This window comes from Nocardiopsis mwathae (assembly GCF_014201195.1).
GTDB lineage: Bacteria > Actinomycetota > Actinomycetes > Streptosporangiales > Streptosporangiaceae > Nocardiopsis_C > Nocardiopsis_C mwathae.
Map to the genome: position 1 here is coordinate 592232 of NZ_JACHDS010000001.1, position 25839 is coordinate 618070.

Annotated in this window: 17 protein-coding genes and 1 riboswitch; of the genes, 11 read left to right on the plus strand and 6 right to left on the minus strand. The window is 71.6% G+C overall.

Annotation, left to right across the window (positions count from 1 at the left end; translation table 11 throughout):
• The first annotated feature begins 18 nt into the window (after window positions 1–18).
• A complete protein-coding gene (locus tag HNR23_RS02275; protein WP_184073005.1) occupies window positions 19–720 on the plus strand; it encodes a hypothetical protein in 702 nt (233 codons plus the stop codon).
• A gap of 178 nt (window positions 721–898) precedes the next feature.
• Here HNR23_RS02275 and HNR23_RS02280 read toward each other — a convergent pair whose 3' ends face one another.
• From HNR23_RS02280 to HNR23_RS02300, 5 genes are all read right to left on the minus strand, one after another.
• Window positions 899–1966 (minus strand): DUF418 domain-containing protein, encoded by a 1068-nt coding sequence (locus HNR23_RS02280; RefSeq protein ID WP_343070390.1) that lies wholly within the window; start codon window positions 1964–1966, stop codon window positions 899–901.
• 224 nt (window positions 1967–2190) lie between these two features.
• The gene (glgB, locus tag HNR23_RS02285) at window positions 2191–4440 is read right to left on the minus strand and encodes a 1,4-alpha-glucan branching protein GlgB (protein ID WP_184073007.1); all 2250 of its coding nucleotides are present in this window, start codon (window positions 4438–4440) and stop codon (window positions 2191–2193) included.
• A 79-nt stretch (window positions 4441–4519) separates the two neighbouring features.
• The gene (locus HNR23_RS02290) at window positions 4520–5905 is read right to left on the minus strand and encodes a maltokinase N-terminal cap-like domain-containing protein (RefSeq protein WP_184073009.1); all 1386 of its coding nucleotides are present in this window, start codon (window positions 5903–5905) and stop codon (window positions 4520–4522) included.
• Entirely contained in the window at window positions 5902–7761 is a 1860-nt protein-coding gene (gene treS / locus HNR23_RS02295; protein WP_184073011.1) for a maltose alpha-D-glucosyltransferase, read from the minus strand. Before treS ends, HNR23_RS02290 begins: the two co-directional genes overlap by 4 nt.
• An 80-nt stretch (window positions 7762–7841) precedes the next feature.
• Entirely contained in the window at window positions 7842–9833 is a 1992-nt protein-coding gene (locus HNR23_RS02300) for a maltotransferase domain-containing protein (protein WP_184073013.1), read from the minus strand.
• Window positions 9834–10397: 564 nt separating this feature from the next.
• Here HNR23_RS02300 and glgP point away from each other — a divergent pair.
• The 10 genes from glgP to HNR23_RS02350 all read left to right on the plus strand — a co-directional run bounded on the left by glgP (window position 10398) and on the right by HNR23_RS02350 (window position 24401).
• Window positions 10398–13061: an alpha-glucan family phosphorylase gene (gene glgP, locus HNR23_RS02305; RefSeq protein ID WP_184073016.1), complete on the plus strand. Its 2664-nt coding sequence runs from the start codon at window positions 10398–10400 to the stop codon at window positions 13059–13061.
• A gap of 170 nt (window positions 13062–13231) precedes the next feature.
• Window positions 13232–13340: riboswitch (TPP riboswitch) on the plus strand.
• Between the two features lie 97 nt (window positions 13341–13437).
• The gene (locus HNR23_RS02310; protein WP_184073019.1) at window positions 13438–14076 is read left to right on the plus strand and encodes an ECF transporter S component; all 639 of its coding nucleotides are present in this window, start codon (window positions 13438–13440) and stop codon (window positions 14074–14076) included.
• Window positions 14073–15632: an ABC transporter ATP-binding protein gene (locus tag HNR23_RS02315; protein WP_184073021.1), complete on the plus strand. Its 1560-nt coding sequence runs from the start codon at window positions 14073–14075 to the stop codon at window positions 15630–15632. The genes HNR23_RS02310 and HNR23_RS02315 overlap by 4 nt, the downstream gene beginning before the upstream one ends.
• Window positions 15629–16444 (plus strand): energy-coupling factor transporter transmembrane component T family protein, encoded by an 816-nt coding sequence (locus HNR23_RS02320; protein ID WP_184073022.1) that lies wholly within the window; start codon window positions 15629–15631, stop codon window positions 16442–16444. Before HNR23_RS02315 ends, HNR23_RS02320 begins: the two co-directional genes overlap by 4 nt.
• A 102-nt stretch (window positions 16445–16546) precedes the next feature.
• Entirely contained in the window at window positions 16547–17311 is a 765-nt protein-coding gene (locus HNR23_RS02325) for a GNAT family N-acetyltransferase (protein WP_184073024.1), read from the plus strand.
• Window positions 17312–17617: 306 nt separating this feature from the next.
• Window positions 17618–18406, plus strand: coding sequence for an enoyl-CoA hydratase-related protein (locus HNR23_RS02330; protein WP_184073026.1), 789 nt, complete (start codon window positions 17618–17620; stop codon window positions 18404–18406).
• 448 nt (window positions 18407–18854) lie between these two features.
• Window positions 18855–20948 carry a protein kinase domain-containing protein gene (locus HNR23_RS02335; protein ID WP_246421543.1) on the plus strand — a complete coding sequence of 698 codons (2094 nt, stop codon included), beginning with the start codon at window positions 18855–18857 and terminating at the stop codon, window positions 20946–20948.
• Between the two features lie 270 nt (window positions 20949–21218).
• Entirely contained in the window at window positions 21219–21998 is a 780-nt protein-coding gene (locus tag HNR23_RS02340; RefSeq protein WP_184073028.1) for an electron transfer flavoprotein subunit beta/FixA family protein, read from the plus strand.
• 31 nt (window positions 21999–22029) lie between these two features.
• Window positions 22030–22974 carry an electron transfer flavoprotein subunit alpha/FixB family protein gene (locus HNR23_RS02345; RefSeq protein ID WP_184073030.1) on the plus strand — a complete coding sequence of 315 codons (945 nt, stop codon included), beginning with the start codon at window positions 22030–22032 and terminating at the stop codon, window positions 22972–22974.
• A gap of 257 nt (window positions 22975–23231) precedes the next feature.
• On the plus strand, window positions 23232–24401 hold the full coding sequence (locus HNR23_RS02350; protein ID WP_184073032.1) for a cysteine desulfurase family protein: 1170 nt from the start codon (window positions 23232–23234) through the stop codon (window positions 24399–24401).
• Between the two features lie 139 nt (window positions 24402–24540).
• Here the strand turns inward: HNR23_RS02350 and HNR23_RS02355 are convergent, their stop codons facing one another.
• A complete protein-coding gene (locus HNR23_RS02355; protein WP_184073034.1) occupies window positions 24541–25716 on the minus strand; it encodes a DUF695 domain-containing protein in 1176 nt (391 codons plus the stop codon).
• Window positions 25717–25839: the final 123 nt, after the last annotated feature.

Consider the following 25839-nt stretch of genomic DNA (forward strand, 5'->3'; position numbering starts at 1 on the left):
CCGAGGGAGGGAACTCGCATGTCCGACACATCCGGCAGCACGCGCTCCAGGGTCCGTTCCTTCCCGGCCCTCGCAGCGGCCGTCACGGCGTTGACGCTGGTCGTGGCCGGGTGCGGGGGCGGCGACGCCCCCGAGGAGAACGGCGAGGCCTCCGGCCCCCAGCCCGACGAGACCTACAGCGGCGTGGTCGCCGCCGCCGAGGCTCCGGCGCCCGACGGCTTCACGGCCGAAACCTTCGAGAAGATCCGGATCGATGTGCCCGACGGCTGGGCCACCGAGGAGTCCGGCGACATGCTGTGCATGCGGCCCCCCGGCGAGTCGGAGTGCGGCTACGGCTCGATCCAGGTGCTGCCCAAGGTCGCCAAGAACGACCCGAACAAGTGGCCCACCAAGGGCACGGCGTACAACAAGGACGGCGGCTGGGCCTCCGAAACCGGCACCTGCCGCTCCCTGAACACCTGGGAGGACGGCGACGTCGAGGCGAAGCAGGCCAAGCTCCAGAGCTGGGACGGCGACGGAACCGTCAAGCTCGCCGACGACCTGAAGGCCAACCACCGGGTGTGGACCGTGACCTGCGAGAACGGCGACACCTTCGAGGTGCGCCTGTGGCTGCTGCCCACCAGCGACGTGGCCGTCTACGCCTGGTCGGTCGACGCCCAGTACGCCGCCGTCTACGACAAGGTCGCCGAGTCGATGAACACCGAGAAGTACAAGCGCTGACGCCCGCCCGCGCCAGACGCCGGGGTGGGATACCCCGGCCCAGCGCCCGGCCGAGCTGGTCGCTCCGGAGCCGGTGGTGTGAGGCGTGGTTGCACTCACCACCTGGCGCAGCCCGCGGCTGCTACCCCGATATTCCCGAGATCAACGGAAGGTAGGGGCGGCCGTGCCGAAACGAGCCTCAGGCTGCGGCGCCGAGGGCGCCCGCCGTGTCGGAAGCCTCTGTTCGGCGACGTAGCGGCACCAGCTCCCACCAGGTCACGCAGCGCCACGCCCATTCCAGGGGGCCGTAGCGGAAGTGGCGGAGCCACAGGGTGCTGAACGCCCACTGGGTGGTCAGCAGGCCGCCCGCCAGCGCGAACAGGGCGCCGTACCGGTCGTGGGAGGAGAAGTCGAGCAGCCACCCGACCAGCAGCACCACGAGCGTCGCGCTGAGGTAGTTGGTCAGCGCCATCCGGCCCAGCGGGGCGAAGACGGCGTGCAGCAGCCCCTTGAGCGGGGTGCGCATGAGCAGGCACATGCCGGTGACATAGGCGCAGGCCATCAGCAGTCCGGCGACCACGCTCGACGTCGTGAAGCCGGTCTTGTTCAGGCCGTCGGACACCTGCCAGAACACCGCGGCCACCGAGGCGGCGGCGAACAGCAGGAAAGCGATGGCCGTCTCGCCGGAGCGGCGCTCCAGCGTCTGCGGGATCCCGTAGCGGGCCACGGCCAGGCCGAGCAGGAAAAGGCCGGGGACCAGGGGCAACCCACCGTGGACGAGGGTCACCCCGGCGACGGATCCCACGACGCCGCCGATCAGCACCGCCCAGCGGGGCAGGTAGGTCGCCGGGAGCAGGATCACCAGCCCCACGATGGCGTAGCTGAGCAGTACCTCACCCGGGTAGACGAGCATGTGCAGCGCGCCGAGGGCCGCCAGCATCACCAGGCGGCGGACCAGCAGCAGCCGGGGCTTGTCGGCGCGCGCTTGGGCCGAGTCGAGGAACAGGGCGAAGCCGATCCCGAACAGGAACGCGAAGATCGGCATGAACCGGCCGTCGACGAACAGGTGCAGGTAGTCCTCGGCGGGGTGCACCGGCGGCAGGGGGTCGTCGGGCCCCAGGGCCTCCAGCGCCCCGTAGCCCATCTGCGTGATGGGCCCGATGTTCACCAGCAGGATCCCGCACAGTGCGAACCCGCGCAGCACGTCCAGTACGTCGATCCGTCTCTTCGCGGCGACGATCCCGCCCCCGCTGTCCCGACCGCTCACGCGGTGCCCCCTTCTCGCTTGCGTCCCGGCCCTGTTCGGTGCGTTCGTGCAGGTGTCCGGATGGATGACTCTGCGAGGTTAGGCGTCGGAGCGGCAGGCCGACATCGGTCATTCGGGTGGTCGTGGAGCGGCGTCGGCCTCCTCCTTTCGGCGGGATCGGACCGACGAAAGGCGCGGGGCGGGCCACCCGCGCGGTCCAGGCCACGCCTGCGGTACGCGCCGCGTCACGGCCCCGCGTGCCGCCCGGGCCGCTCCGGCGGGTACCACAGCCACACCGTGGCCAGCGGTGGGAACGCCACAACGGCCGAAGCCGGCTGCCCGTTCCACTCCCCGGCCGCGGCCTCGACGTACCGGTCCTCCCCCGCCGTGCCCGCGACCCCGGTGGCGCCCGTGCCGCTGCCCTCGTAGCGCGCGGCGTCGGTGTTGAGCACCTCCCGCCACCGCCCCGGTCGGGGCAGGCCCACCCGGCGCTCGGTGCGCACCTCGGGGGAGAAGTTGACCAGGCACGCAAGCACCGACCCGTCGTCGCCGTGCCGCAGGAACGACAGCGTGTTGCCCGGTGCGTCGCCGCCGTCCAGCCAGGTGAAACCGCCCGGTTCGGTGTCGAGTGACCACAGCGCCGGCGTGTCGGTGTACACCCGGTTGAGGTCGGCCACCAGGCGCTGTACACCCGCGTGGTAGGCGTGGTCGAGCAGCCACCACTGCACGCCGTCCTCGTGCGACCACTCGTCACCGTGCCCGATCTCGCCGCCCATGAACAGCAGCTGCTTGCCCGGGTGCGCCCACATGTAGCCGAACAGGGCACGCAGCCCGGCGAACCGCCGCCACTCGTCGCCCGGCATCTTGTACAGCAGCGACGCCTTGCCGTGCACGACCTCGTCGTGGGAGAGCGGCAGGATGTAGTTCTCGCTGTAGGCGTAGACCATCGAGAAGGTGATCTCGTCGTGGTGGTGCTGCCGGTGCACGGGGTCGCGCCTGAGGTACTCCAGGGTGTCGTGCATCCACCCCATGTTCCACTTGAAGCCGAAGCCCAGCCCCCCGGCGTCGGTCGGCCGGGTCACCCCGGGCCAGGCGGTGGACTCCTCGGCGATCATGACGATGCCGGGGTTGCGGCGGTAGGCGCAGGCGTTGAGCTCGCGCAGGAACTCCAGCGCCTCCAGGTTCTCCCGCCCGCCGAACGCGTTCGGTTCCCACTGGCCCGGCTCCCGCGAGTAGTCCAGGTAGAGCATCGAGGCGACCGCGTCCACCCGCAGCCCGTCGATGTGGAACTCCTCCAGCCAGAACAGCGCGTTGGCGATGAGGAAGTTGCGCACCTCGGTGCGGCCGTAGTCGAAGATGAGCGACCCCCAGTCGGGGTGCTCGCCGCGCCGCGGGTCGGGGTGCTCATAGGTGGGAGACCCGTCGAAGCGGGCCAGCGCCCACTCGTCCCTGGGGAAGTGCGCCGGGACCCAGTCGAGCAGTACGCCGATCCCCGCCCGGTGCAGTGCGTCGACCAGGGCGCGCAACTCGTCGGGCGAGCCGAACCGCGAGGTGGGGGCGTAGAAGGAGGTGATCTGGTAGCCCCAGGAACCCCCGAAGGGGTGTTCGGCCACCGGCAGGAACTCTACGTGGGTGAACCCCATCCGGCGCACGTAGGCGACCAGTTCCTCGGCGAGCTCCCGGTAGCCCAGCCCCGGCCGCCATGACCCCAGGTGCACCTCGTAGACGCTCATCGGGCGGGAGATCCACTCCTGGTTCTTGCGCTCCGACAGCCAGGCGTCGTCGTCCCACGCGTAGCCGGAGGTGAAGACGACCGACGCCGTTTCGGGCGGTGCCTGGGTGGCGAAGGCCATCGGGTCGGCCTTGTCCCGCCACCGGCCGTCGCGGCCGAGCACCTGGAACTTGTACGTCGAGCCGTCGCCGACGCCGGGGACGAACAGCTCCCACACGCCGGTGGCGCCGAGCGAGCGCATCGGGTGCGCGGTGCCGTCCCAGTGGTTGAACTCGCCGATCACCCGCACTCCCTGGGCGCCCGGCGCCCACACGGCGAAGGCGGTGCCGCGGGTCTCGCCCATGGCGGAGGGGAAGCTGCGGGTGTGGGCGCCCAGGACCCGCCACAGCTCCTCGTGCCGCCCTTCGGCGATGAGATGCAGGTCGAGGTCGCCCAGGGTGGGCATGTGCCGGTAGGGGTCGTCGACCGGGCGCCCCTCGGGGGCACCCGGGTAGCGGACGAGCAGCCGGTAGTCGGGGATCGCCTCGGCCCCGTCGGCCGAGGGCGGGGGCCCGGGCAGGGCGGCGGCGAAGACGCCGGCGTGCACGTGGTCCAGTTCGACGGAGGTGCCGTCGGCCAGCACCGCCCGCACCGATTCCGCCAGGGGCCGCAGCGCGCGCACGGTGACGCCGTCGGGGCCGGGGTGCGCCCCGAGGAGGCGGTGCGGGTCGTGGTGTCGGCCGCTGACGAGTCGGTCGATGTCGGTGCGCTCGATCTGGCTCATCGTCTTCCTCGTCCGTCGGTCGCGGTTCCGGTGCGGCTGGTGGTGTGGGGGCTGGTCGGGGCGGCGTGCACATGGCGGTTCATCGGGTCAGCTCCGCGATGGAATCGAGGGGGATACGCAGCCAGGAGGGACGGTTCCGGGCCTCGTAGATGACTTCGTAGACGGCCTTGTCGTATTCGAAGGCGCGCAGGACGGCCTGGTGCTTCTCCGGGTCCACGCCGCCGGCGCTCGCGTAACCGGCGCAGAAGGCGTCCCTGTTGTGCCGCGCCCACGCGCGTGCCGCCGGGGCCAGCGCCTCCTCCGACGCGCTGCCGATGAGCTGGTAGTGGGCGGCGTAGTCGAACGACCGCAGCATCCCGGCGACGTCGCGCAGCGGGCTGGCGGGGCGCCGCCGGTCGCACACCGGAACGGCGGGTTCGCCCTCGAAGTCCAGCAGCACCCACCCGGCGTCGGTGCGCACCACCTGACCGAGGTGGTAGTCGCCGTGGATGCGCTGGACCGGAAGGGGTTCGGCGACCGCGGCGAACGCGTCGTAGGCGCTGCGCAGCGCGGGGGCGTAGCGCGCGAGCTCGGGGATCTCGGCGGTGGCGGAGTCCAGTCGCAGCCGCATCGCCCCCGCCAGCTCGCCGAGCATGTCGGGGGTGAGCACGTCGGTGGGCAGCTCACGGGCCAGGGCGCGGTGCACGGCCGCGGTGGCGCTGCCCAGGCGTTCGGCCTCCCCGGCGAAGTCGCCTCCGGCGTCGCCGGGTGGGAGACCGGTGGTGTCGTACAGGTCGCGCACGCTGGTCGCGGCCAGCACCCAGCCGTCGGTGGCGCTGCGCAGGTAGTCCTGGAGCAGCGCCAGTGTGGTGGGGACGGTGCCGCCGTCGCCGGGCCGCCGCGCGGGGAGGTCGGTCTCGATCCAGCCGTGGGGCCGGGCCACGAAGGGGGACCCGGCCAGTGCGGTGGTGAGTTCGAGGTCGGGGTTGCGCCCCGGCCACAGCCGCCGGAACGTCTTGAGGACGTAGTCCTCGCCGTAGACCAGCGAGGTGTTGGACTGTTCCCCGGTGAGGACGAGGCTGCGCTGGCCGGTGCGGATCGCCCCTCCGGGCAGGCGGCGGAAGCGGAGGCCGCGGTCGGTCCTCTCGTCGGCGATCCCCTCCAGCAGCGACGTGGTCAGTTCGGGGTCATGGGCGGCGTCGTAGACGGCCCACGTCGTGCTGTCGCCGGGCAGCTCGCACACGCCGATGGCGGCGTGCGCGAGCTCGTCGCGCAGGTCCCCGGCCCTGCGGACCCCGAGGAGCACCTGGTAGCGGGAGGTCGATCCACGCTGGCCGACCTCCACGACCAGCAGCCGCAGGCCGGGTTCGCCGGTGACGACCGGGTGCTCCGCCTCGACCATCACCTTCTCGATCGGTGTCCCCTTGCCGGCGAACCACCGCTGGCGCGGGATCCAACCGGCGAGGAGCTCCTCAAGCTGACTCATCTTTGAAAGGCCTTGTTCCCTTCCCGCACGGCCCGATGGGTGGTCGGGTGGACTGTGGCGTCGTGGTCGGCTGCGGCGCCGCCGGCACCGGCGACGGCGGTGGCGCCGGTGCCGGCGGTGTTGAGGTCCTCGGCGGTGGGGCCGTCCGTCTCGTCGACCGGTGGGAGCTGGAACCAGTAGAAGCCGTGGCCCGGCAGCGTCAGCAGGTACGGCAGCTCGCCGATGGCGGGGAAGCGGACGCCTCCCATGCACTCGATGGGGGTGACGCCCCCGTAGCGGCGCAGGTCGAGTTCGACCGGCTGCGGGAACCGGGAGAGGTTGTTGACGCACAGCATGCGGTCGTCGCCGTACTCACGGACGAAGGCGAACACACTGGGGTTGTTGGCGTGCAGTTCGGCGAAGTCGCCGGTGCCGAACACCGGGTGCCTTTTTCGGATCTGGATCATCTTGCGCGTCCAGTTCAGCAGCGACCCGGGGTCGTCGCGCTGGGCCTCGACGTTGAGGGCCTGGTAGCCGTGGATGGGGTCGAGGATCAGCGGCAGGTACAGGCGCGCGGGGTCGCAGCGGGAGAACCCGGCGTTGCGGTCGGACGTCCACTGCATGGGGGTGCGCACCGCGTCGCGGTCGCCGAGCCAGATGTTGTCGCCCATGCCGATCTCGTCGCCGTAGTAGAGGACGGGTGAGCCGGGCAGGGACAGCAGCAGCGCGGTGAACAGCTCGATCTGGTTGCGGTCGTTGTCGAGGAGGGGGGCGAGCCGGCGCCGGATGCCCACGTTGGCCCGCATGCGCGGGTCCTTGGCGTACTCGGCGTACATGTAGTCGCGTTCCTCGTCGGTGACCATCTCCAGGGTCAGCTCGTCGTGGTTGCGCAGGAAGATCGCCCACTGGCAGTTGCGGGGGATGGGCGGGGTCTGCGCGAGGATCTCCGAGATGGGGTAGCGCTGCTCGCGTCGGACGGCCATGAACATCCGCGGCATCAGCGGGAAGTGGAAGTTCATGTGGCACTCGTCGCCGCCCGACTCGAAGTCGCCGAAGTAGTCGACGACGTCGGCCGGCCACTGGTTGGCCTCGCTGAGCAGGACCCGGTCGGGGTAGAGGCGGTCGACCTCGGAGCGCACGCGCTTGAGGAACTCGTGCGTCTCCTTGAGGTTCTCGCAGTTGGTCCCCTCTCGCTCGTAGAGGTAGGGGACGGCGTCCAGGCGGAACCCGTCGATGCCCAGGTCCAGCCAGAACCGCAGGACCTCCAGGATCGCCTCCTGGACGGCGGGGTTCTCGAAGTTGAGGTCGGGCTGGTGGGAGAAGAAGCGGTGCCAGTAGTACTGGCCGCGCTGCTCGTCGTAGGTCCAGTTGGACTGCTCGGTGTCGACGAAGATGATGCGGGCGTCGGTGTAGCGGTCGGTGTCGTCGGACCACACGTAGAAGTCTCCGTAGGGCCCGTCGGGGTCGCTGCGCGACGCCTGGAACCACGGGTGCTGGTCGCTGGTGTGGTTCATGACGAGGTCGGTGATGACCCGGATGCCGCGGCGGTGCGCCTGCTCCACGAGTTCCACGAAGTCGGCGATCTTCCCGAATTCGGGAAGGATCTTCATGTAGTCCGAAATGTCGTATCCGCCGTCGCGCAGCGGCGACTCGTACAGGGGGAGCAGCCAGATGCAGTCGATGCCGAGCCATTCGAGGTAGTCGAGCTTCTCGACGAGCCCCCGGAGATCCCCGGTGCCGTCGCCGTTGGAATCGTAGAAACCTCGGGCGAGTACCTCGTAGAAGACCGCGCGTTTGTACCAGTACGGATCGCGGGGGGTCTCGTGGGAAAAAGTGTCGGGCACGGCCCCATGGGGCGCGTCTCCGGGCTCTGGCATCGGATGTGTCACGAAACTACTCCACCGGTTGTCGTTCCAGTGTGTTCCGCCGGTCGTGCCCGATCGCGGTGTTCGCGGAGCTATCGGGGCTTTCCGGAGGATGCGACGGTGAAAACATGGGCTGGTTGGATATTCGGGTCGAGGTGGACGTAATTCGCCCCTCCCCATTCGTAGGATTCGCCCGATAATTGGTCCGTCACGAGGATCCGGTCCTCGGAGGTGAACCCGAGAGCGGGCATATCGAGCCACACCGTCCCCTCGGCGGGGCGGTGCGGGTCGAGGTTCACGACCACCAGGACGACGTCGTCGGCCCCCGTACCGGGGCCCTCGCCCACGGTGGCGCTCCGCTTGGAGAAGCAGGTCAGCTGGGGCCGGTCGACGTGGTGGAAGCGCAGGTTGCGCAGCTCCTGCAGTGCCGGGTGCGCCCGCCGCAGCTCGTTCAGCCGGGTGATCAGGGGGGAGATCGTGGCCCCGGCGGCTTCGGCCGCCGCCCAGTCGCGCGGTCGGTACTCGTACTTCTCGGAGTTCAGGTACTCCTCGCTGCCCGGCCGCACCGGCGTGTTCTCGCACAGCTCGTAGCCCGAGTAGATCCCCCACGTCGGGGACAGCAGTGCGGCGAGCAGCGCGCGGATCTCGAACGCCGGGCGGCCGCCCTCCTGCAGGTAGGCGTGGAGGATGTCGGGGGTGTTGGCGAAGAAGTTGGGCCGCATGTAGGCGGCGGCCTCCCCGCTGAGCTCCCGCAGGTAGCCCTCCAGCTCCTCCTTGCCGTTGCGCCAGGTGAAGTAGGTGTAGGACTGGTGGAAGCCGACCTTGGCCAGCGTGTGCATCATCGCCGGACGGGTGAAGGCCTCGGCGAGGAAGAGCACGTCGGGGTCGGTCCGGGCGATGTCGGCGAGCAGCCGCTCCCAGAACGCCACCGGCTTGGTGTGCGGGTTGTCCACCCGGAAGATCCGCACGCCGTGCGCCATCCAGTGCCGGACCACGCGCAGCACCTCGGCGTAGATGCCATCGGGGTCGTTGTCGAAGTTCAGCGGGTAGATGTCCTGGTACTTCTTGGGCGGGTTCTCCGCATAGGCGATCGAGCCGTCGGCGCGCACGGTGAACCACTCGGGGTGCTCGGTGACCCAGGGGTGGTCGGGGGAGCACTGCAGCGCCAGGTCGAGCGCGACCTCCAGGCCCAGCTCGCGGGCCCCGGCGACGAACGCGTCGAAGTCGTCGAGGTCGCCGAGGTCGGGGTGGATCGCGTCGTGGCCGCCGTCGGCCGAGCCGATGGCCCACACCGACCCCGGGTCGCCGGGCCCGGCCCGAAGCGCGTTGTTCCGGCCCTTGCGGAACGAGTGGCCCACCGGGTGCACGGGCGGCAGGTAGACCACGTCGAAGCCCATGTCGGCGATGGCGGGCAGGCGCTTGGCGGCCGTGCGCAGGGTGCCCGGGCGCCAGTGCCCGTCCTGTCCGAGGGGCTCAGCGCCCTCCGACCGCGGGAAGAACTCGTACCAGGAGCCGAAGAGGGCCCGCTTGCGGTGCACCTCCAGGGGGAACCGCTTCGACCGTGTCACCAGGTCGCGCAGCGGTGCGGCGCCGAGTTCGGCGAGCACGTCGGTGGCGGTGGCCAGGGCGAGGCGCTCGGCCGCCGGCAGGGCGGTGTCGCGGAGCCGCTCGGCGACCTGTGCCAGCTCGGGTCGGCGCGGCACCCGGCGCGCGGCGCGCTCCAGCAGTCGGGCGCCCTCCTCCAGCATGAGTTCGGCGTCCTGGCCCAGCGGGATCTTGATCTCTGCGCCGTGCCGCCAGGTGGCGTAGGGGTCGTCCCACGCCTCCACGGCGAACTTCCAGCTCCCCTCGCAGGTGGGGCGCACCTCGGCCGCATAGCGGTCGGTCCCCGGGGTGACCTCGCGCATGGGCGTCGGTCCCTGGCGGCGCCCCTGGGGGTCGTAGAGCACGACACCGGCTCCGAGGGCGCCGTGGCCCTCCCGGATGACGGTGGCGCTGACGGTGAAGGTCTCACCGGCGACGGCCTTGGCCGTGCCGAGGTCGGGTACGGGAGAGACGTTCAGAATGGGAATGCGTCCGATCACAGGTGCACCAATGCAGGCAGCGAGAGAACAGAAGGGCCGGAGAGTCGGAGACTGGAATATTGTCGCGTTTTCGACGATTGCGGGATGTTCGTGTCGTTGCAGGCGTTGAAGGTATTCGAGAGCGGGCAGCCCGAAGTGCCCGAAAGGCCCACGGGTGGCCCCGGTCGTTCGGGCTCGGCGCGCTCTCACTGTCTATCGTCGGCCCGGAATGGTCCGCATCCGATGGTTTGCGGTGCGTATTTTTTGTGATTGTCGTCACACTGGCGAAGGTCCTTCGTGGGAGGTATCTTCGGCGGTTGCGCACGTAGAACAACGACAAACCGGTCGGGCGCCTCAGGGGGAACACTCGTCACATTCGTTCCGCGTGTGGCAATAAGGGGTTAAATCGGCGTGCTTCCCGTGTGTGCTGATCGTGCGATGGAGATCCGAAAGGGCGCTCTGTCCGGTTTGGCGGAGAATGGGGAAAATCCTCCCGAAAACCGGAAAGGCGGGCCTGACGAGTGTTCGTTGAATAGTGGCTTCAGGGGTCGCGCAATCGCCGCGGATTGACTAGCCTCACGCTCCGTGAAGGCGATTCGCAGATTTACCGTCCGTACCGTCCTCCCCGACGAACTCGCCCCCCTGGGCCGGCTCGCCGCGAACCTCCGATGGGCCTGGCATCCGGCCACCCGCGAGGTCTTCGCCGCGATCGACCCCGAGGTGTGGGCGGCCGTCGGCCAGGATCCGTTCCGCATGCTCGGGGAGGTCGGTGCCGACCGCTTCTCCGAGCTCGCCCGCGACGAGGCGTTCTGCGCCCGCCTCCGCGAGGCCGACTCCGACCTCGACTCCTACCTCACCGGCCCGCGCTGGTATCAGGGACTGTCCGCGCCGCCCTCGGGCATCGCGTACTTCTCGGCCGAATACGGCCTGACCGCCGCGCTGCCCCAGTACTCCGGCGGGCTGGGCATCCTCGCCGGCGACCACCTCAAGAGCGCCAGCGACCTGGGCCTGCCGCTCATCGGTGTGGGCCTGCTCTACCGGCACGGCTACTTCACCCAGACCCTTTCGCCCGAGGGCTGGCAGCTGGAGGCCTATCCCGAGATCGACCCGCGCGGGCTGCCCATGAGCCGCCTGGCGGACGCGGGCGGGGAACCCGTGGCCATCGGCGTCGACCTGGCCGACGGCCGCCGGATCACCGCGCACGTGTGGGTGGTGCGGGTCGGCCGGGTCCCGCTGCTGCTCCTCGACGGCTGCCACGAAGGCAACGACCCTGAGCTGCGCGGCATCACCGACCGGCTCTACGGAGGCGGCAGCGAGCACCGGCTCCGCCAGGAGCTCCTGCTCGGCATCGGCGGCGTCCGGGCCGTCCGCGCCTACTGCGAGCTGAGCGGCCACCCCCGCCCCGAGGTCTTCCACATGAACGAGGGGCACGCCGGGTTCCTCGGCCTGGAGCGCGTCCGCGAGTACATCGGAGACGCCGGGCTCACCTTCGACGAGGCGGTCGAGGCCACCCGCGCGGGCACGGTGTTCACCACCCACACCCCCGTCCCCGCCGGGATCGACCGGCTGCCCCGCGAGCTCGTCGAGCGGCACTTCGCCGCCGACGTGTCCGCGGCGCCCGGCGTGCCGTGCGACCGGGTCATGGAGCTGGGCACCGAGGACTACGCGGGCGGCGACCCCGCCGTGTTCAACATGGCCGTGATGGGTATGCGGCTGGCGCAGCGCGTCAACGGGGTCAGCCGGCTGCACGGACAGGTCGCCCGGGACATGTTCCGCGGCCTGTGGCCGGGCTTCGACACCTCCGAGGTCCCGATCTCCTCCATCACCAACGGCGTGCACGCCCGCACCTGGGTCGCCGACGAGGCCCAGAGGATGGCCGGCCGCATGGTGGAGGACTCCGCCGAGTTCACCCACACCGAGGGGTGGCGCAAGATCACCGGCGCCGCCGAGGAGGACCTGTGGGAGATGCGGCGGACGCTGCGCTCCCGCCTCGTGGCCGATACCCGGCGGCGACTGCGCGCCTCCTGGCGGCAGCGCGGCGCCAGCTCGGCCGAGCTGGGGTGGGTCGACGACGTGCTCGACCCCGACGTCCTGACCATCGGCTTCGCCCGGCGGGTGCCGTCCTACAAGCGGCTCACCCTGATGCTGCGCGACCGCGACCGACTCACGTCGATGCTGCTCGACCCGCGGCGCCCGGTGCAGATCGTCATCGCGGGCAAGGCCCACCCCGCGGACGAGGGTGGCAAGCGCCTCATCCAGGAGATCGTGCGGTTCACCGACGACCCGCGGGTGCGGCACCGCATCGTCTTCCTGCCCGACTACGACATGGCGCTGGGCCACTCCCTGGTGCAGGGCTGCGACGTGTGGCTGAACAACCCGCTGCGCCCGCTGGAGGCGTGCGGCACCTCGGGCATGAAGGCCGCGCTCAACGGCGGGCTCAACCTGTCCATCCGCGACGGCTGGTGGGCCGAGTGGTTCGACGGCTCCAACGGCTGGGCCATCCCGACGGCCGATGGCGTGAGCGACCCCGACCGGCGCGACGAGCTGGAGGCGTCGGCGCTGTACGAGCTCATCGAGGGCGAGGTCGCCCCGCTGTTCTACGACCGGGACGAGGCGGGGCTGCCCAACCGCTGGCTGGAGATGGTCAAGCACACCCTGGTGTCGCTCGGCCCCAAGGTGCTGGCCACGCGGATGGTCCAGGACTACGTCACCCTCCTCTACCAGGGAGCCGCCGACTCCTCACGCCGGCTGGTGGGAACCCCCACGGACGAGGCGGCCGCCGACGGCACCGACACGTCGGCCCCCGCCATGACCGGCGCCCGTGAGCTCGCCGACTGGAAGCGGCGGGTGCGCAAGGCCTGGCCGGGGGTGCGCATCGAGCACGTCGAGGTGGTCGGCATGGAGGACCCGCCCCAGGTCGGCGGCGCGATGCAGGTGCACGCCACGCTCGTGCTGCCCGGTCTGGCCCCGCAGGACATCCAGGTGGAGGTCGCGGTGGGCCGGGTCGCCGACGACGAGCGGCTGCTCGAACCGGTCGTCGCCACCCTGGCGCCGGTCGGCGATCCCGAGGAGGTCGAGGGACCGCTGGTGCGCTACGCGGGATCCGTGCCCCTGGTGCGGTCGGGAACCTGCGGCTACACGGTCCGGGTCCTGCCCGCCCACGCCATGCTCGCCGATCCCGCCGAGATGGGGCTGGTCGTGGCCCCCCGGCCGCCGGAGGCCATGGACGACGGCATGGTGCTGAGGTAGCGCGGCCCTATCCCTTCCGATGATCTCGGAGATACTGGGGGAAAGATCGCCGGGGAGACCCCGATATCCCCGAGATCATCGGAAGGGACGGGCTGCTGGCCGGCGGCAGGGTCGGTGATGTCCGGTGTGTTGCGGGATCACCCATAATGGAGTGAACTGCCGGAACGGCAGGGAACCGACAGGGGAGCGCTTCGGCGCTGAGAGTGCGGGATCGGCCCCGCAGACCCTTACACACCTGATCCGGGTCATGCCGGCGAAGGAAGTCGTAGGATCCGTCGGCCGCGGATCCGGCCCGCGCGCCCACGCGCGCCCCGGCCGCGGCCCTCTTGGCACTTCGCGCCCTCTCGTGCACCGACACGAAGGGACACCGATCGACGTGGGAACCTCCGCCGCGCCAGGAGAAACCTCGGGCGCCCAGCCGACCGAACCCACCCGACCCACCGCATCGGGCCGCCGGTTCCGCTGGCGCACCGTCGACATCGTCGTCGCCGCCGTTCTCGGCGTCGCCATCGGGGTCATCTTCTGGTTCTGGGGGATGCTGTGGGAGGCCACCTCGCCCCTGTTCCTCTTCTTCCCGCCCGCCCAGGCGGTGATCTACGGGATGTGGCTGCTGCCGGGGGTGCTCGGGATGCTCATCATCCGCAAGCCCGGCGCCGGCGTGCTCACCTCGACGGCGGCGGCGACCGTCTCGATGCTGCTCGGCACCCACTGGGGGCTGCTGGTCGTGCTCGCGGGCGTGCTGCAGGGGCTGCTGCCCGAGGTGGTCTTCGCGCTCGGCCGCTACCGCTTCTGGGGGATGGGGATCTCCATCCTCGCCGGGGCCGCCGCCGGGCTGGCGCCCACCGCGATGGACCTGACCCTGTACTACGCGGACTGGCCGGCCGCGTTCATGGCCGCCTACGGGGTGATCGTCGTGCTCAGCGCCGCGATCATCGCCGGGATCGGCGGCCGACTGCTGACGACCGCCCTGGCCCGCGCGGGCGCGCTCACGCCCTTCCCGTCGGCGCGCGGATGAGCGGGGGCGCGGCCCGGGGCGGGGCCGGCGTGCGGTTGTCCGGATGGGGCTGGCGGCACGGCGCCCGCGACGCGTGGGCGCTGCGCGGCGTCGACCTGGTGATCGAGCCGGGGGAGCGGGTCCTGCTTCTCGGAGCCTCCGGCGCGGGCAAGAGCACCCTGCTGCACGCGCTTGCCGGCCTCACCGGCCCCGACGCCGCCATCACCGGTGAGCAGGAGGGGGCGCTGCTGGTCGACGGCGAGCCGGCCGACCGCCGCCGCGGCGACATCGGCCTGGTCAGCCAGGACCCGGAGACGCAGCTGGTGATGGCGCGCAGCGGCGACGACGTCGCGTTCGGCCTGGAGAACCGGGCCCTGCCCCGCGCCGACATCTGGCCGCGCGTGCACGCCGCGCTCGACGGGGTGGGCTTCCCGTACGGCATCGCGCGGTCGACGGCCGCGCTGTCGGGCGGCGAGAAGCAGCGGCTGGTGATCGCCGGAGCGCTGGCGATGGACCCCCGTCTGCTGCTCCTCGACGAGCCGACCGCCAACCTCGACCCGGTCGGTGCGCGCCTGGTCCGTGACGTGGTGGCCGACCTGGTGGCCACGAGCGAGGCGACGCTGGTCCTGGTCGAACACCGGGTGGCCGACGTCATCGGGCTGGTGGACCGCGTGGTCGTGCTGGAGCCGGGCGGCGGCGTCATCGCGGACGGCGCCCCGGATGCCGTCTTCGCCGCGCACGGCGCCGACCTCGCCGAGCGGGGCGTCTGGGTCCCCGGCCACGCCCCCCGGCCTTCGGGCAGCGCGGCCGCAGGGCCACCGCGGTGCCCTCCCACGTCCCCCCTCATCGAAGCGGTCGGCGTCGTCGCCCGCGAGCCCGACCCCATCGGCCCGCGCACCGGGGCACCGGCCACGGTCCTCGACGGGGTGGACACGGCGGTCCGGGCCGGGGCGGCCACCGCCCTCACGGGCGTCAACGGCTCCGGCAAGTCCACGCTGCTGATGCTGCTGGCCGGGCTCACCGCCCCGCACGGCGGGACGGTGGAGCCGCGCGGCGCCCTGGCCGACGTCGACCGGCGCCCGCTGGTCCGGTGGCCGGCCCGGCGCCTGGCCCGACACCTGGGCACGGTCTTCCAGCATGCCGAGGACCAGTTCGTCACCGGGAGCGTCCGCGATGAGCTCGCCTTCGCGCCGACACGCACCGGTCTGGGGGAGCGTGAGACGGCGGCGTGGGTGGAGGAGCTGCTGGAGCGGCTGCGCCTCACCGGCCTGGCCGATGTGCACCCCGCCACACTGTCCGGCGGTGAGAAGCGCCGCCTCTCGGTCGCGACGGCCCTGAGCTCCGGCCCCGCGCACGCGCCCGACGTGCTGCTGCTGGACGAGCCGACGTTCGGCCAGGACACACGCACCTGGTCCGAACTGGTGAGTCTCCTCGCTGACCTCCGCAGCGAGGGGAGGGCGATCGTCATGGCGACCCACGACACCCTGCTGCTCGACCGCTTCACCGACGTCGAGCTCCGCGTCGGCGACCGCCGCGTCACCCCGGCCTCGACGATCGAGGGGGAGGCCACCCGATGACCACCCACCGGCCGCCCCGCGCACAGTCGGAGCGTCACCCGTCCGGCACACCCGGCGCCCATCCCATCCCCGAAACCGAGGCTCACCCCGCCATCACGGCCTGGCTCCGGCGCGCCAACCCCGCCGCCAAGGTGGTGGCGGCGCTGCTGGTGACGGCCGCGCTGATCCCGACGGTCGACCCGGTGACCCCGGGCGTCGTGTTGGCCGCGGTCGCGCTGGTCCTGCCCTTCGCGGGGATCGACCGCCGCACGGCCCTCACCCTCGGCGGCCCGCTCCTGCTGGCGGCGCTGTCGGTCGGTGTGGTCAACCTGATCTTCGGGGAGAGCGGCCCGCTGACCGCGTTCGGGCTGGCCGTGCGTCTGCTGGCCATCGCGCTGCCGGGCGTGCTGGTGGCGGCCACCAGCGACCCCACCGAGCTGACGGACGCGCTGGTGCAGCGGCTGAAGCTGCCGGAGCGCCCGGTGATGGGGGTACTGGCCGCGCTGCGGCTGATCCCGCTCCTGGCCGCCGAGTGGCGCACCCTCACCCTGGCCCGCCGAGCCCGCGGCCTGGAAGCGGGTCGCAACCCGTTCACCGCCGCCGCGATCTTCGCGGGCAAGGCCTTCGCCCTGCTGGTCCGCTCGATCCGTACCGGAACCCTGCTGGCCACCGCCATGGACGCCCGAGCCTTCGGCACAGGCCCCCGCACCCACGCCCGCGAAAGCCCCTGGCACCGCTCCGACACCTGCCTCCTCATCGGTACCGTGGCCGTCCTACTGGCGGCCCACACCCTCTCCCTCGCGCTGGGCACCTGGAAGCCCCTCTTCATGTGAGAGGCCGGCCCACGCCCCCGAAGCCGAACGGCCGTCTCAAGGAGAGACGAAGGGGGAAGGGCTCTTCAACGCCGCTGACCACCCTGCTGCCATTCTGTTCCGATGGACAGTGCGGATGACATGGTGATCGAGCAGCAGGCGCTGCGGGCGTGGCCGGCGACGGTGGTGAAGGAGGCGCAAGGGTGGGTTCTGCGCTCGACACCCGGTGTGGCGCGCAGCAGATCGAACAGGGCGCTTCCGCCCCGGTGCGGTGCGCTCGATGGGCTGTCTGCGGTCCAGAAGTTCTACGGGCGGCGGAACCTGCCGGTGTTGATCCAGGTTTCCCCGGCGCACCGACATCTCGCCCTGGACGATCACTTGGCCGCGCGCGGGTTCGAGCGCCTGTCCCCGACGCTGGTCATGCGGGCGCCGCTGACCGAGGAGACCGGGCGGCGTCGTGGCAGGGGTGTCGGCGGTGCGGAACGGCAGGTCCGCCTCGGAGCGCGGGACGAGGCGTGGACCCGGACCCTGCAGTCGGTCGACGGGCGGAGAGATGCCGCCGGGGAGCTGGTCATGGATCGTATCCCCGCGCATACGGTTTTCGCGCGGGTCCTGGACGAGGACGACGAGGATGAGGTGGCGGGGGTCGGGGCCGGGGTCGTCGACCGCGAATGGCTCGGCGTCTTCTGCATGGGAACCCGCCCGGAGTACCGGCGCGGTGGCGTGGCGACCGCGATCCTGCGGTCCTTGCTCACGTGGGGGCGGGGTCATGGAGCCCGGTCGGCGTGGTTGCAGGTCGAAGAGGAGAACACCGCCGCTCGGAAGCTCTATGAAGCGTATGGCTTCGTGGAGTCGCATCGCTACCACTACCGGCGGTCGACGGGGTGATGCCGAGGGCAGGCCGGTGGCCGAAAAATGCAGAGGACATCCCGACATGTGTCCTGTTGGCGTCCGGATTCATGAACCCCGTGACCGACCAAGAGATCCGTGCGTCCTTTACCCGCTGTCCCCGCCGGTGCGAAGAGGCGGATGAGCCGAGTCGTGCGGGCCGCCCCGGCGAGGAGGCACCTCGCCGGGGCGGTCGTGCCGTGCGACGGCCCCCGGACCCTGGGTGGGGGCCGCGCGGGGTGTCCGTGGTAGGTAGAGGTGAGCCAGCCCTCAGTGCTGGAGACGAACCCGTGAAAGGTGCCGACCGTGGGAGAGTTCGTTCGTGTCGAGGCCGACCCGGCCAACCCCGCCGTTGCCGTGATCCGGTTGGACCGGCCCAAGTTGAACGCGCTGAACGCGCAGGTACAGCGGGAGATCGGGGCCGCCGCCGCGCAGGTCGGGGCCGATGACGCGGTGCGCGCGGTCGTGGTCTACGGCGGGGAGAGGGTCTTCGCCGCCGGGGCCGACATCAAGGAGATGGCGGACATGACCTACGCCGACATGTCCGCGCACTCGCGCACCCTGCAGGACTCCTTCACCGCGGTCGCGCGCATCCCCAAGCCGGTCATCGCCGCCATCACCGGCTACGCCCTGGGCGGCGGCTGCGAGCTCGCGCTGTGCGCCGACTTCCGCGTGGCGGCCGAGGACGCCAAGCTCGGCCAGCCCGAGATCCGGCTCGGTGTCATCCCCGGCGCCGGGGGCACGCAGCGGCTGCCCCGCCTGATCGGCCCGGCCCGGGCCAAGGACCTCATCTTCACCGGCCGCATGGTCGCGGCCGACGAGGCGCACCGGATCGGCCTGGTCGACGAGGTGGTCCCGGCCGCCGAGGTGTACTCGGCGGCGGTCGCGATGGCGGCGCGCTATGCCGACGGTCCGGCGGTCGCGCTGCGCGCGGCCAAGCAGGCGATCGACAGCGGTCTGGAGGCCGACCTCGACACCGGCCTGGAGATCGAGCGGCTGCAGTTCTCCGCACTGTTCGCCACCGAGGACCAGAAGACCGGCATGCGCAGCTTCGTGGAGGAGGGCCCGGGCAAGGCGCGGTTCTCCGGGCGGTAGCCCGTCCCGGGCCCCGATCCGCCGGGGGTTTTCCCCTCATAGGCGGGGCCGCGCCGCCACCGTCGCGGTCGGCCCCCGCCCGCCGTCCCAGTGCCCGATCCGTGTCCCGAGTGCGGTGGAGAACCATCATTCGAGGGTGGTTTCCCGGAACCGGGGACCGACTTTTTCCGTCATACTCGTGGGGTCACCCGAGAGTGCCATGCGCCGCATGGTGTCAGGGGTCGTTCTCTACCCCTGTCGTTCGGGAGATCCGGATGGTGTCGACACCATACGCCCGTGCCACGGCGGCACTCGCCCCGGCGGGCACCGGACGAGTGGGTTCGGCTTCGATGTTCACGAGAAGGTGACGGCTGCCCTCAGGGGCCGCGGGGCCGTCGCGAGTCCCGGATGTCTCCCGCCAGCTAGGCTGGACGTGGTGATATGCGGGCATTGAGGGGATGAAATCGCTATGGCAATGACGGCAGGTTTCCCCGAGGGCGAGGAGCTGCCGGAGCGTATCGGCCCGTACCTCATCCGCCGCCGTATCGGGCAGGGCGGAATGGGCGTTGTGTACCAGGCCGAAGACCCGCGCACGGATCGGCTGGTCGCGATCAAGGTGCTCCGCCCGGAGGTGGCGGGCGACCACATCGCGCGCGCCCGGCTGGACCGCGAGGTCAACACGATGCGCCTCGTGCACAGCCGCAACGTCGCCGAGGTCATCGACGCCGACACCACGGCCCGCCTGCCGTGGGTCGTCACCGAGTACGTCCCCGGCCCCACGCTCGACGCCACGGTCAGCAACCACGGTCCCCTGCGCGGCCGCGCGCTCACCCGCTTCGTGGCCGGGCTCGCCCAGGCGATCGACGACATCCACGCCGCCGACGTCATCCACCGCGACCTCAAGCCCGGCAACGTCATCATCTCCAACGGCGAGCCGATCGTCATCGACTTCGGCATCGCGCACGCGGTCGACGGCGCCAAGCTCACCCAGACCGGCACCTTCGTCGGCACGCCCAGCTACCTTTCGCCCGAGGTCATCGAGGGCACCGATCTCGGCCCCGCGACCGACGTGCACGCCTGGGGCGCCACCGTCGCCTTCGCCGCCACCGGAGAGCCGCCCTACGGCGCGGGCTCCTTCGAGGTCATCTTCTTCCGCATCCTCAACGGCGAGATCACCATCGACGGCGTGCCCGACCAGCTGCGCCCGATGATCATGCGGGCGGTCTCCCGCGACATGGCGTCGCGCCCGACCGCCGCGCAGCTGGTCGCCGAGTCCCGCCGACTCAACCTCGACCTGCCCTGGACCGAGGGCCCGACCCACGCGGGCACCGGTCTGACCGGCAGCCACACCGTGCAGGCGCCGATGCCCGGGTCGGGGCACGGCGCCGGTCCGCACACCGCCTCCGGGGGGAGGGGCGGCTGGGGCGCAGCGGCCGCCGGCGCTGCCGCCGGTGCGCTGGCCGGGTCGGCCATGGGCCGCGGCGACGACGCCCCCGAGGCCCCGGCGACGCAGGCCGTGCCCGACCCGCAGGAGACCGGGCAGGTGCCGCCCACCGGTCCGGCCGCCGCTGCGGCGGAGCTCGACCCCCGCGGGCGGGACGACCGGGCGGAGGCGGCCGAGCGGCCGGACCGGACGATGGTCGCCGGGAGCGGCGCCTATGACCAGGCGACGCGCGCGGTCCCGGTGGACGAGCCGCAGTCCACCGGCTACCTGGCGCCCGAGGAAGCGCGGGACGACCGCTCGGGCGGCCCGCACACGATGTTCTACGACTCCACGCTGCGCCCTGAGGAGTTCCGCGACATCCTCACACCGGTCGAGGGCGGCGGCCCCGCGCGGCGCGCCGACCACACGACCGCCCTGCCCGCCGACGACTACGGCGATGAAGAGGAGGAGCCGCGCCGGGGCCTGTTCGACCGCATCAAGGGCTCCGGCAGCGACCGCCTCAGCGACTATCTGGGTGGCGGCAGGGACGACGGCGACTACTACGACGACGCCGAACCGCGTCGGCTTCCGTCGCTCATCCTGGTTCCGGCCCTGCTCATGCTGGCCGGGCTGGGCCTTCTGGTGCCGTGGGCGGGGCTCGTCCTGGGCGTGCTGGTGGCCTCGACCCTGGGTGCGCTGAACCTGGTCAAGGCGGAGCACGCGCGCCGCCTGCAGACGCGGGGGCCGCGCAGTTCGGACAACGTGGTGATCGCGCTGAGCATGCCCTGGGCGCTGATCCGCAACCTGGGCACCACGCTGATGTACGGCGCGGGCTACCTGCTCGGCGGCATCGTGCTGGGTCTCATCGTCGCGTTCATCATCGGACCGAGCGACGCCAACACCGTGGGCTCCTATGCCATCGTGGCGGTCGTGCTGGGCAGCTTCCTCGGCCCGAACGGGCGGGGTGCGCGGGTCGAGGCGGTCGAGCTGATCGACAGGATCGACATCCGCAACGTGTACGCGTACTGGATCATCATCGCCGCTCTCATCCTGTTCACGATGCTCGTGTACTCCTTCGGGCTCACGTCCGCGGCGTACTGGGGAGGGATCGGTGGTCCCGGCGACTGGTTCAGCGGCTAGACTTCCGGCCGAACGGCCAGATTGTTAGGTGAGGCTTGCCTTTGTTGAAACTCACCCGGGGTCGCCGTTTGCCCTCTGGCTACTAGTCAGTAACATCGGGGGTATCACCTGAATCATCAGGCGGGATGGCGTGACGTGAACGTCGACCCGCTGCCGGATGAGACCGGAGCATTTGGCACCCTTGGGGACCATACGCAGCAAGGACGCACCAGGCGTCCGCGCCGTCCGAGTGGGCGACGCAAGAGAGCGCAGGGAGGTCGGCCACCGGCCATGAATATTGTCGTTTTGGTCAAGCAGGTCCCGGACACGGCGACCGAGCGGAAACTCTCGTCGGATGACAACACGCTGGACCGCGCGGCGTCGGACGGTGTCATCAACGAACTCGACGAGTACGCGATCGAGGAGGCCCTGCTTCTCAAGGAGAAGCACGGCGGCGAGGTCACCATCCTGACGATGGGCCCGGACCAGGCGACGGACTCGATCCGCAAGGCCCTGTCCATGGGGGCCGACAAGGCCGTCCACCTCGCGGACGACGCGCTGCACGGCTCCGACGCCCTGCAGACCGCCTATGCGCTGTCCCAGGCTCTCCGCAAGATCGGCTTCGACCTGGTGGTCCTGGGCTCGGAGTCCACCGACGCCCGCACCGGCGTCGTGGGCGCGGCCCTCGCGGAGTACCTCGGCCTGCCCCAGCTCACGCTGGCCGGCAAGGTCGACGTCGACGGCTCCGCCATCAAGGTCCAGCGTCAGACCGACTACGGCTACGACGTCGTCGAGGCGCAGCTGCCGGCCGTGGTCTCGGTGGTCGAGAAGATCAACGAGCCGCGCTACCCGTCGTTCAAGCTGATCATGCAGGCGAAGAAGAAGCCGGTGGAGAAGCTGGCGATCGCCGACGCCGACATCGACGCCGCCAAGGTCGGTCTCGCCAACGCCGGGACCGAGACCCTGGACTTCGCCGCGGCCCCGCCGCGCGCCGCGGGCACGATCGTCAAGGACGAGGGCGACGGCGGTGTGAAGGCCGCCGACTTCCTCGCCGACAAGAAGTTCCTGTAGGTCCGGCGGAGACGAAAGAAGGATTACGGATATGGCTGAGGTCCTCGTCCTCGTCGACCACGTCGACGGAGAGGTCAAGAAGGTCACCACCGAGCTGCTGACCGCCGCCCGCCGCATCGGCGAGCCGGCGGCCGTGTGGATCGGTGAAGGCGCCGAGTCGGGCAAGGCCAAGCTGGCCGAGTACGGTGCCGAGAAGGTCTACGTCGCATCGGCGGAGCTCGACGACTACGTCGTCGCGCCCAAGGCCGAGCTGCTGGCCAAGCTGGCCGGCGAGAAGTCCGCCGCCGCCGTCCTGGTCTCGGCCACCGCCGAGAACAAGGAGGTCGCCGGCCGGACCGCGGTGAAGCTGGGCTCGGGTGTGCTCACCGACGTCGTCGACGTCGACGCCGAGGTCGTCGCCGAGCACAGCATCTTCGGCGGCGCCACCATCACCCACGCCAAGGTGAAGTCCGGCGTGCCGGTCGTCGCGGTGCGCCCGAACTCCGTTCCGCCCGAGCCCGCCGCGGGTGCGGCCGCCGAGGAGCCGGTCTCCGTGGAGGTGTCCGAGGCCGCCAAGGGCGCCAAGGTGGTGGAGCGCGTCAAGCAGGAGCGCGGCGCGCGTCCGGAGCTCACCGAGGCCGCCATCGTGGTCTCCGGTGGCCGCGGTGTCGGCTCCGAGGACTTCTCGGTCGTCGAGGAACTCGCGGACTCGCTGGGTGCGGCCGTGGGCGCTTCCCGCGCCGCCGTCGACTCCGGCTGGTACCCCAACCAGTTCCAGGTCGGCCAGACCGGCAAGACCGTCAGCCCGAACCTCTACATCGCGCTCGGCATCTCCGGTGCCATCCAGCACCGCGCCGGCATGCAGACCTCGAAGAACATCATCGCGGTCAACAAGGACCCCGAGGCACCGATCTTCGAGCTCGCCGACTTCGGTGTCGTGGGCGACCTGCACAAGGTCGCGCCGCAGCTGACCGAGGAGATCAACAAGCGCAAGTAGTGGCATCCGCCACCTCGCTGCACTGGCGGCGGCCCCGGGCATCCCGTCCGGGGCCGCCGCCTTCCTCCGTCGATCTCGGAGACAGTGGGGCGACAATCGGCCGTGAGGCCCCGATATCCCCGCGATCGACGGAGGGCAGGGGCGCCGCAGCCCGCCGCTGTCGGCGGACCGGCGTCTGGCTGAGCCCGGTCCCCACGTACGGTCCGTACCGGTCGCGGTGATCCGCCGGTTTTCGCCGCCGTATCCTTAACAGCGCCATGGTGTATCTGGATCACGCAGCCACGACCTCCGTCCGGCCCGAGGCCATCGCGGACATGACGGAGGAGTTCGGCCGTCTCGGAAACGCGTCCTCCCTGCACGGCGCCGGCCGCCGTGCCCGCCGCACGGTGGAGGAGGCGCGCGAGGCCATCGCGGACGCGATCGGCGCCGCCCCCAACGAAGTGGTGTTCACCGGCGGCGGTACCGAGGCCGACAACCTCGCCGTCAAGGGGCTGTACTGGGCGCGCAACCAGGCCGACCCGAAGCGGAAGCGGATCCTGGTCGGCGCGGTCGAGCACCATGCCGTCCTCGACCCGGCGCGCTGGATGGCCGACCACCAGGGCGCGGTCTGCGAGGAGGTTCCGGTCGACGGCGTGGGCCGGGTCCGGCCCGAAGCGCTGCGCGCGGCGATCGAGCGCGACCCTGACGATGTCGCCCTGGTCTCGGTGATGTGGGCCAACAACGAGGTCGGCACCGTGCAGCCGATCCACGAACTCGCCGCCATCGCGCGGGAGTACGGCATTCCGTTCCACACCGACGCGGTGCAGGCGGTCGGCGCCGAGCCGGTCGACTTCGCCGCCTCCGGGGTATCGGCGCTGACGCTGACGGGCCACAAGATCGGCGGACCCGTGGGCGCCGGAGCGCTGGTGGTGGCCCGCGGGGTCGATCCGGTGCCGGTGCTGCACGGTGGCGGCCAGGAGCGCGAGGTGCGGTCGGGCACCTTGATGACCCCGCTGCTGCGCGGTTTCGCCACGGCCACGCGGCTGGCCGTCGCGGAACGCGAGGAGCACACCTCGCACCTCATCACCCTGCGCGACGAGCTCATCGCCGCGGTCCGCAAGGCCGTGCCCGACATCGCGGTCAACGGCGACCCGGTCGACCGCCTGGCCGGCAACGCGCACATCTCGTTTCCCGGCTGCGAGGGCGACGCCCTGCTGATGCTGCTCGACGCGCACGGCATCGAGTGCTCGACCGGCTCGGCCTGCTCGGCCGGTGTGGCCCAGCCCAGCCACGTGCTGCTGGCCATGGGCGCCGACACCGAGACCGCGCTGAGCTCCCTGCGCTTCTCCCTGGGCCACGGCTCCACGATCGACGACGTCACCGCGCTCGGCCGCGCCATCGGCCCGGCCGTGGACCGCGCCCGCGCCGCACGCAGCAAGCGCAGGTAGCGAGGGCGGCGCCCCGCCGCCCTCGGTGCCGCCCTTGCCCACCGGACATCGGCCGGGTTGACCGCCGACCGGGGCGTGATCCGCAGAACACGCCCGGGCCGCCCCGGCAGGCCGCCACCGGCCCGGCCGGGATCCGCCGCTACTGGCCCAGTTGCCGCTTGATCGGCTTGATCAGCTGATTGACGGTGTCCCAGTTCGGCTCCAGGCGGCTGCGGACCATGGCGCGTCCCTCCGGCCACTCCTGCACCGCGGACTCGAACTCGGGCAGGACGCCGGACTCGGGGTCCAGGTAGTAGTGGAGGATGCGCTGGCCGCCCATGGTCTGCCGGGCCAGTAGTGCCCCGTTGTCGCCGAGCAGGTCGTCCAGACGGGCGGTGAACGCCTCCAGCGCCGAGGCCGACGGTTCGGCCGGCAGCTTGTCCGCGTCGCTGTCCGTGTACGGCAGGGCGACGGTCACCGACAGCGTCATCGCCGGGAAGTCGCGGCGGTGCAGCGGGTGTCGCACGGCGATCTCCACGATTCCGGTCAGCCGGATGCGGGCCTGTACGGTGACCCACCCGCCGCCGAACGCGCCGGCCAGCTGCTGGACGACCGCGGGCATGGACGTCGGCGGCAAGGGGTCCAGCGGCTTCTCGGACAGGGGGGTGACCCTGGAGATCCACCGCACACAGTCGTCCTCGCCGAGTGCCAGCATCACCACGTGCTCGGCCAGGCCCTGCTGTGCCTCCTCGGGGAGGAACATGTTGTCCGGGTGGTAGACCCCTGCCTCCATCATGTTGCGCTGCTGGTCCACCCGCAGCGAGACGGAGCAGTGGGAGAGGTCGAGCCGGTGGTCGTCGGTGGTGTAGGTCTCGCCCAGGCCGGCGTGGTCGGCGGGGATCGCCGGGAAGAACCGCCAGTCGGCGTCCGCGGGGGCGGCGCGCATCCAGCGCTCGGCCAGTACCCGGGCCTCGTCGTCGGCGCCCGCGATGAGCGTCAGCGCGTAGGAAGGTGCCGGGCCCTCCGCGGCGGCGTCGGCCTCGGCCAGCCGCGCCAGCAGCTCGTCGGGGTCCGCGTCGGCGGGCAGGCCGAGGCCGCCCAGGTCGTCGATGCCGCCGGGCCCGGTGCTGGGAGCGGGGGAGGCCCGCCAGGTCAGGGCGGGGTGGATGCGCGTGACGCGCTCGGTGATCCGGTCCGCGATCTCGGGGGAGACCGGCGACCCCGCATCGACCGACACCGCCAGGGGGCCGCGGACGTCGGCCCATCGGGACCAGAACCCGTCGACGGCGACGGCGGAGTCGGGACTTTCGGACTTGCGGCGACGGAACAGAGCCATGGCCATGATTTTCGCAGAGCCGAGGGGGTGCCGTGGCACCGGCGCAGGCGCGACGCGCGACGTTTCCCGCGGCCCCGATCCGGCCTTCGGCACTGCGGCACGTACGGAGCGCCGACGCCTCCG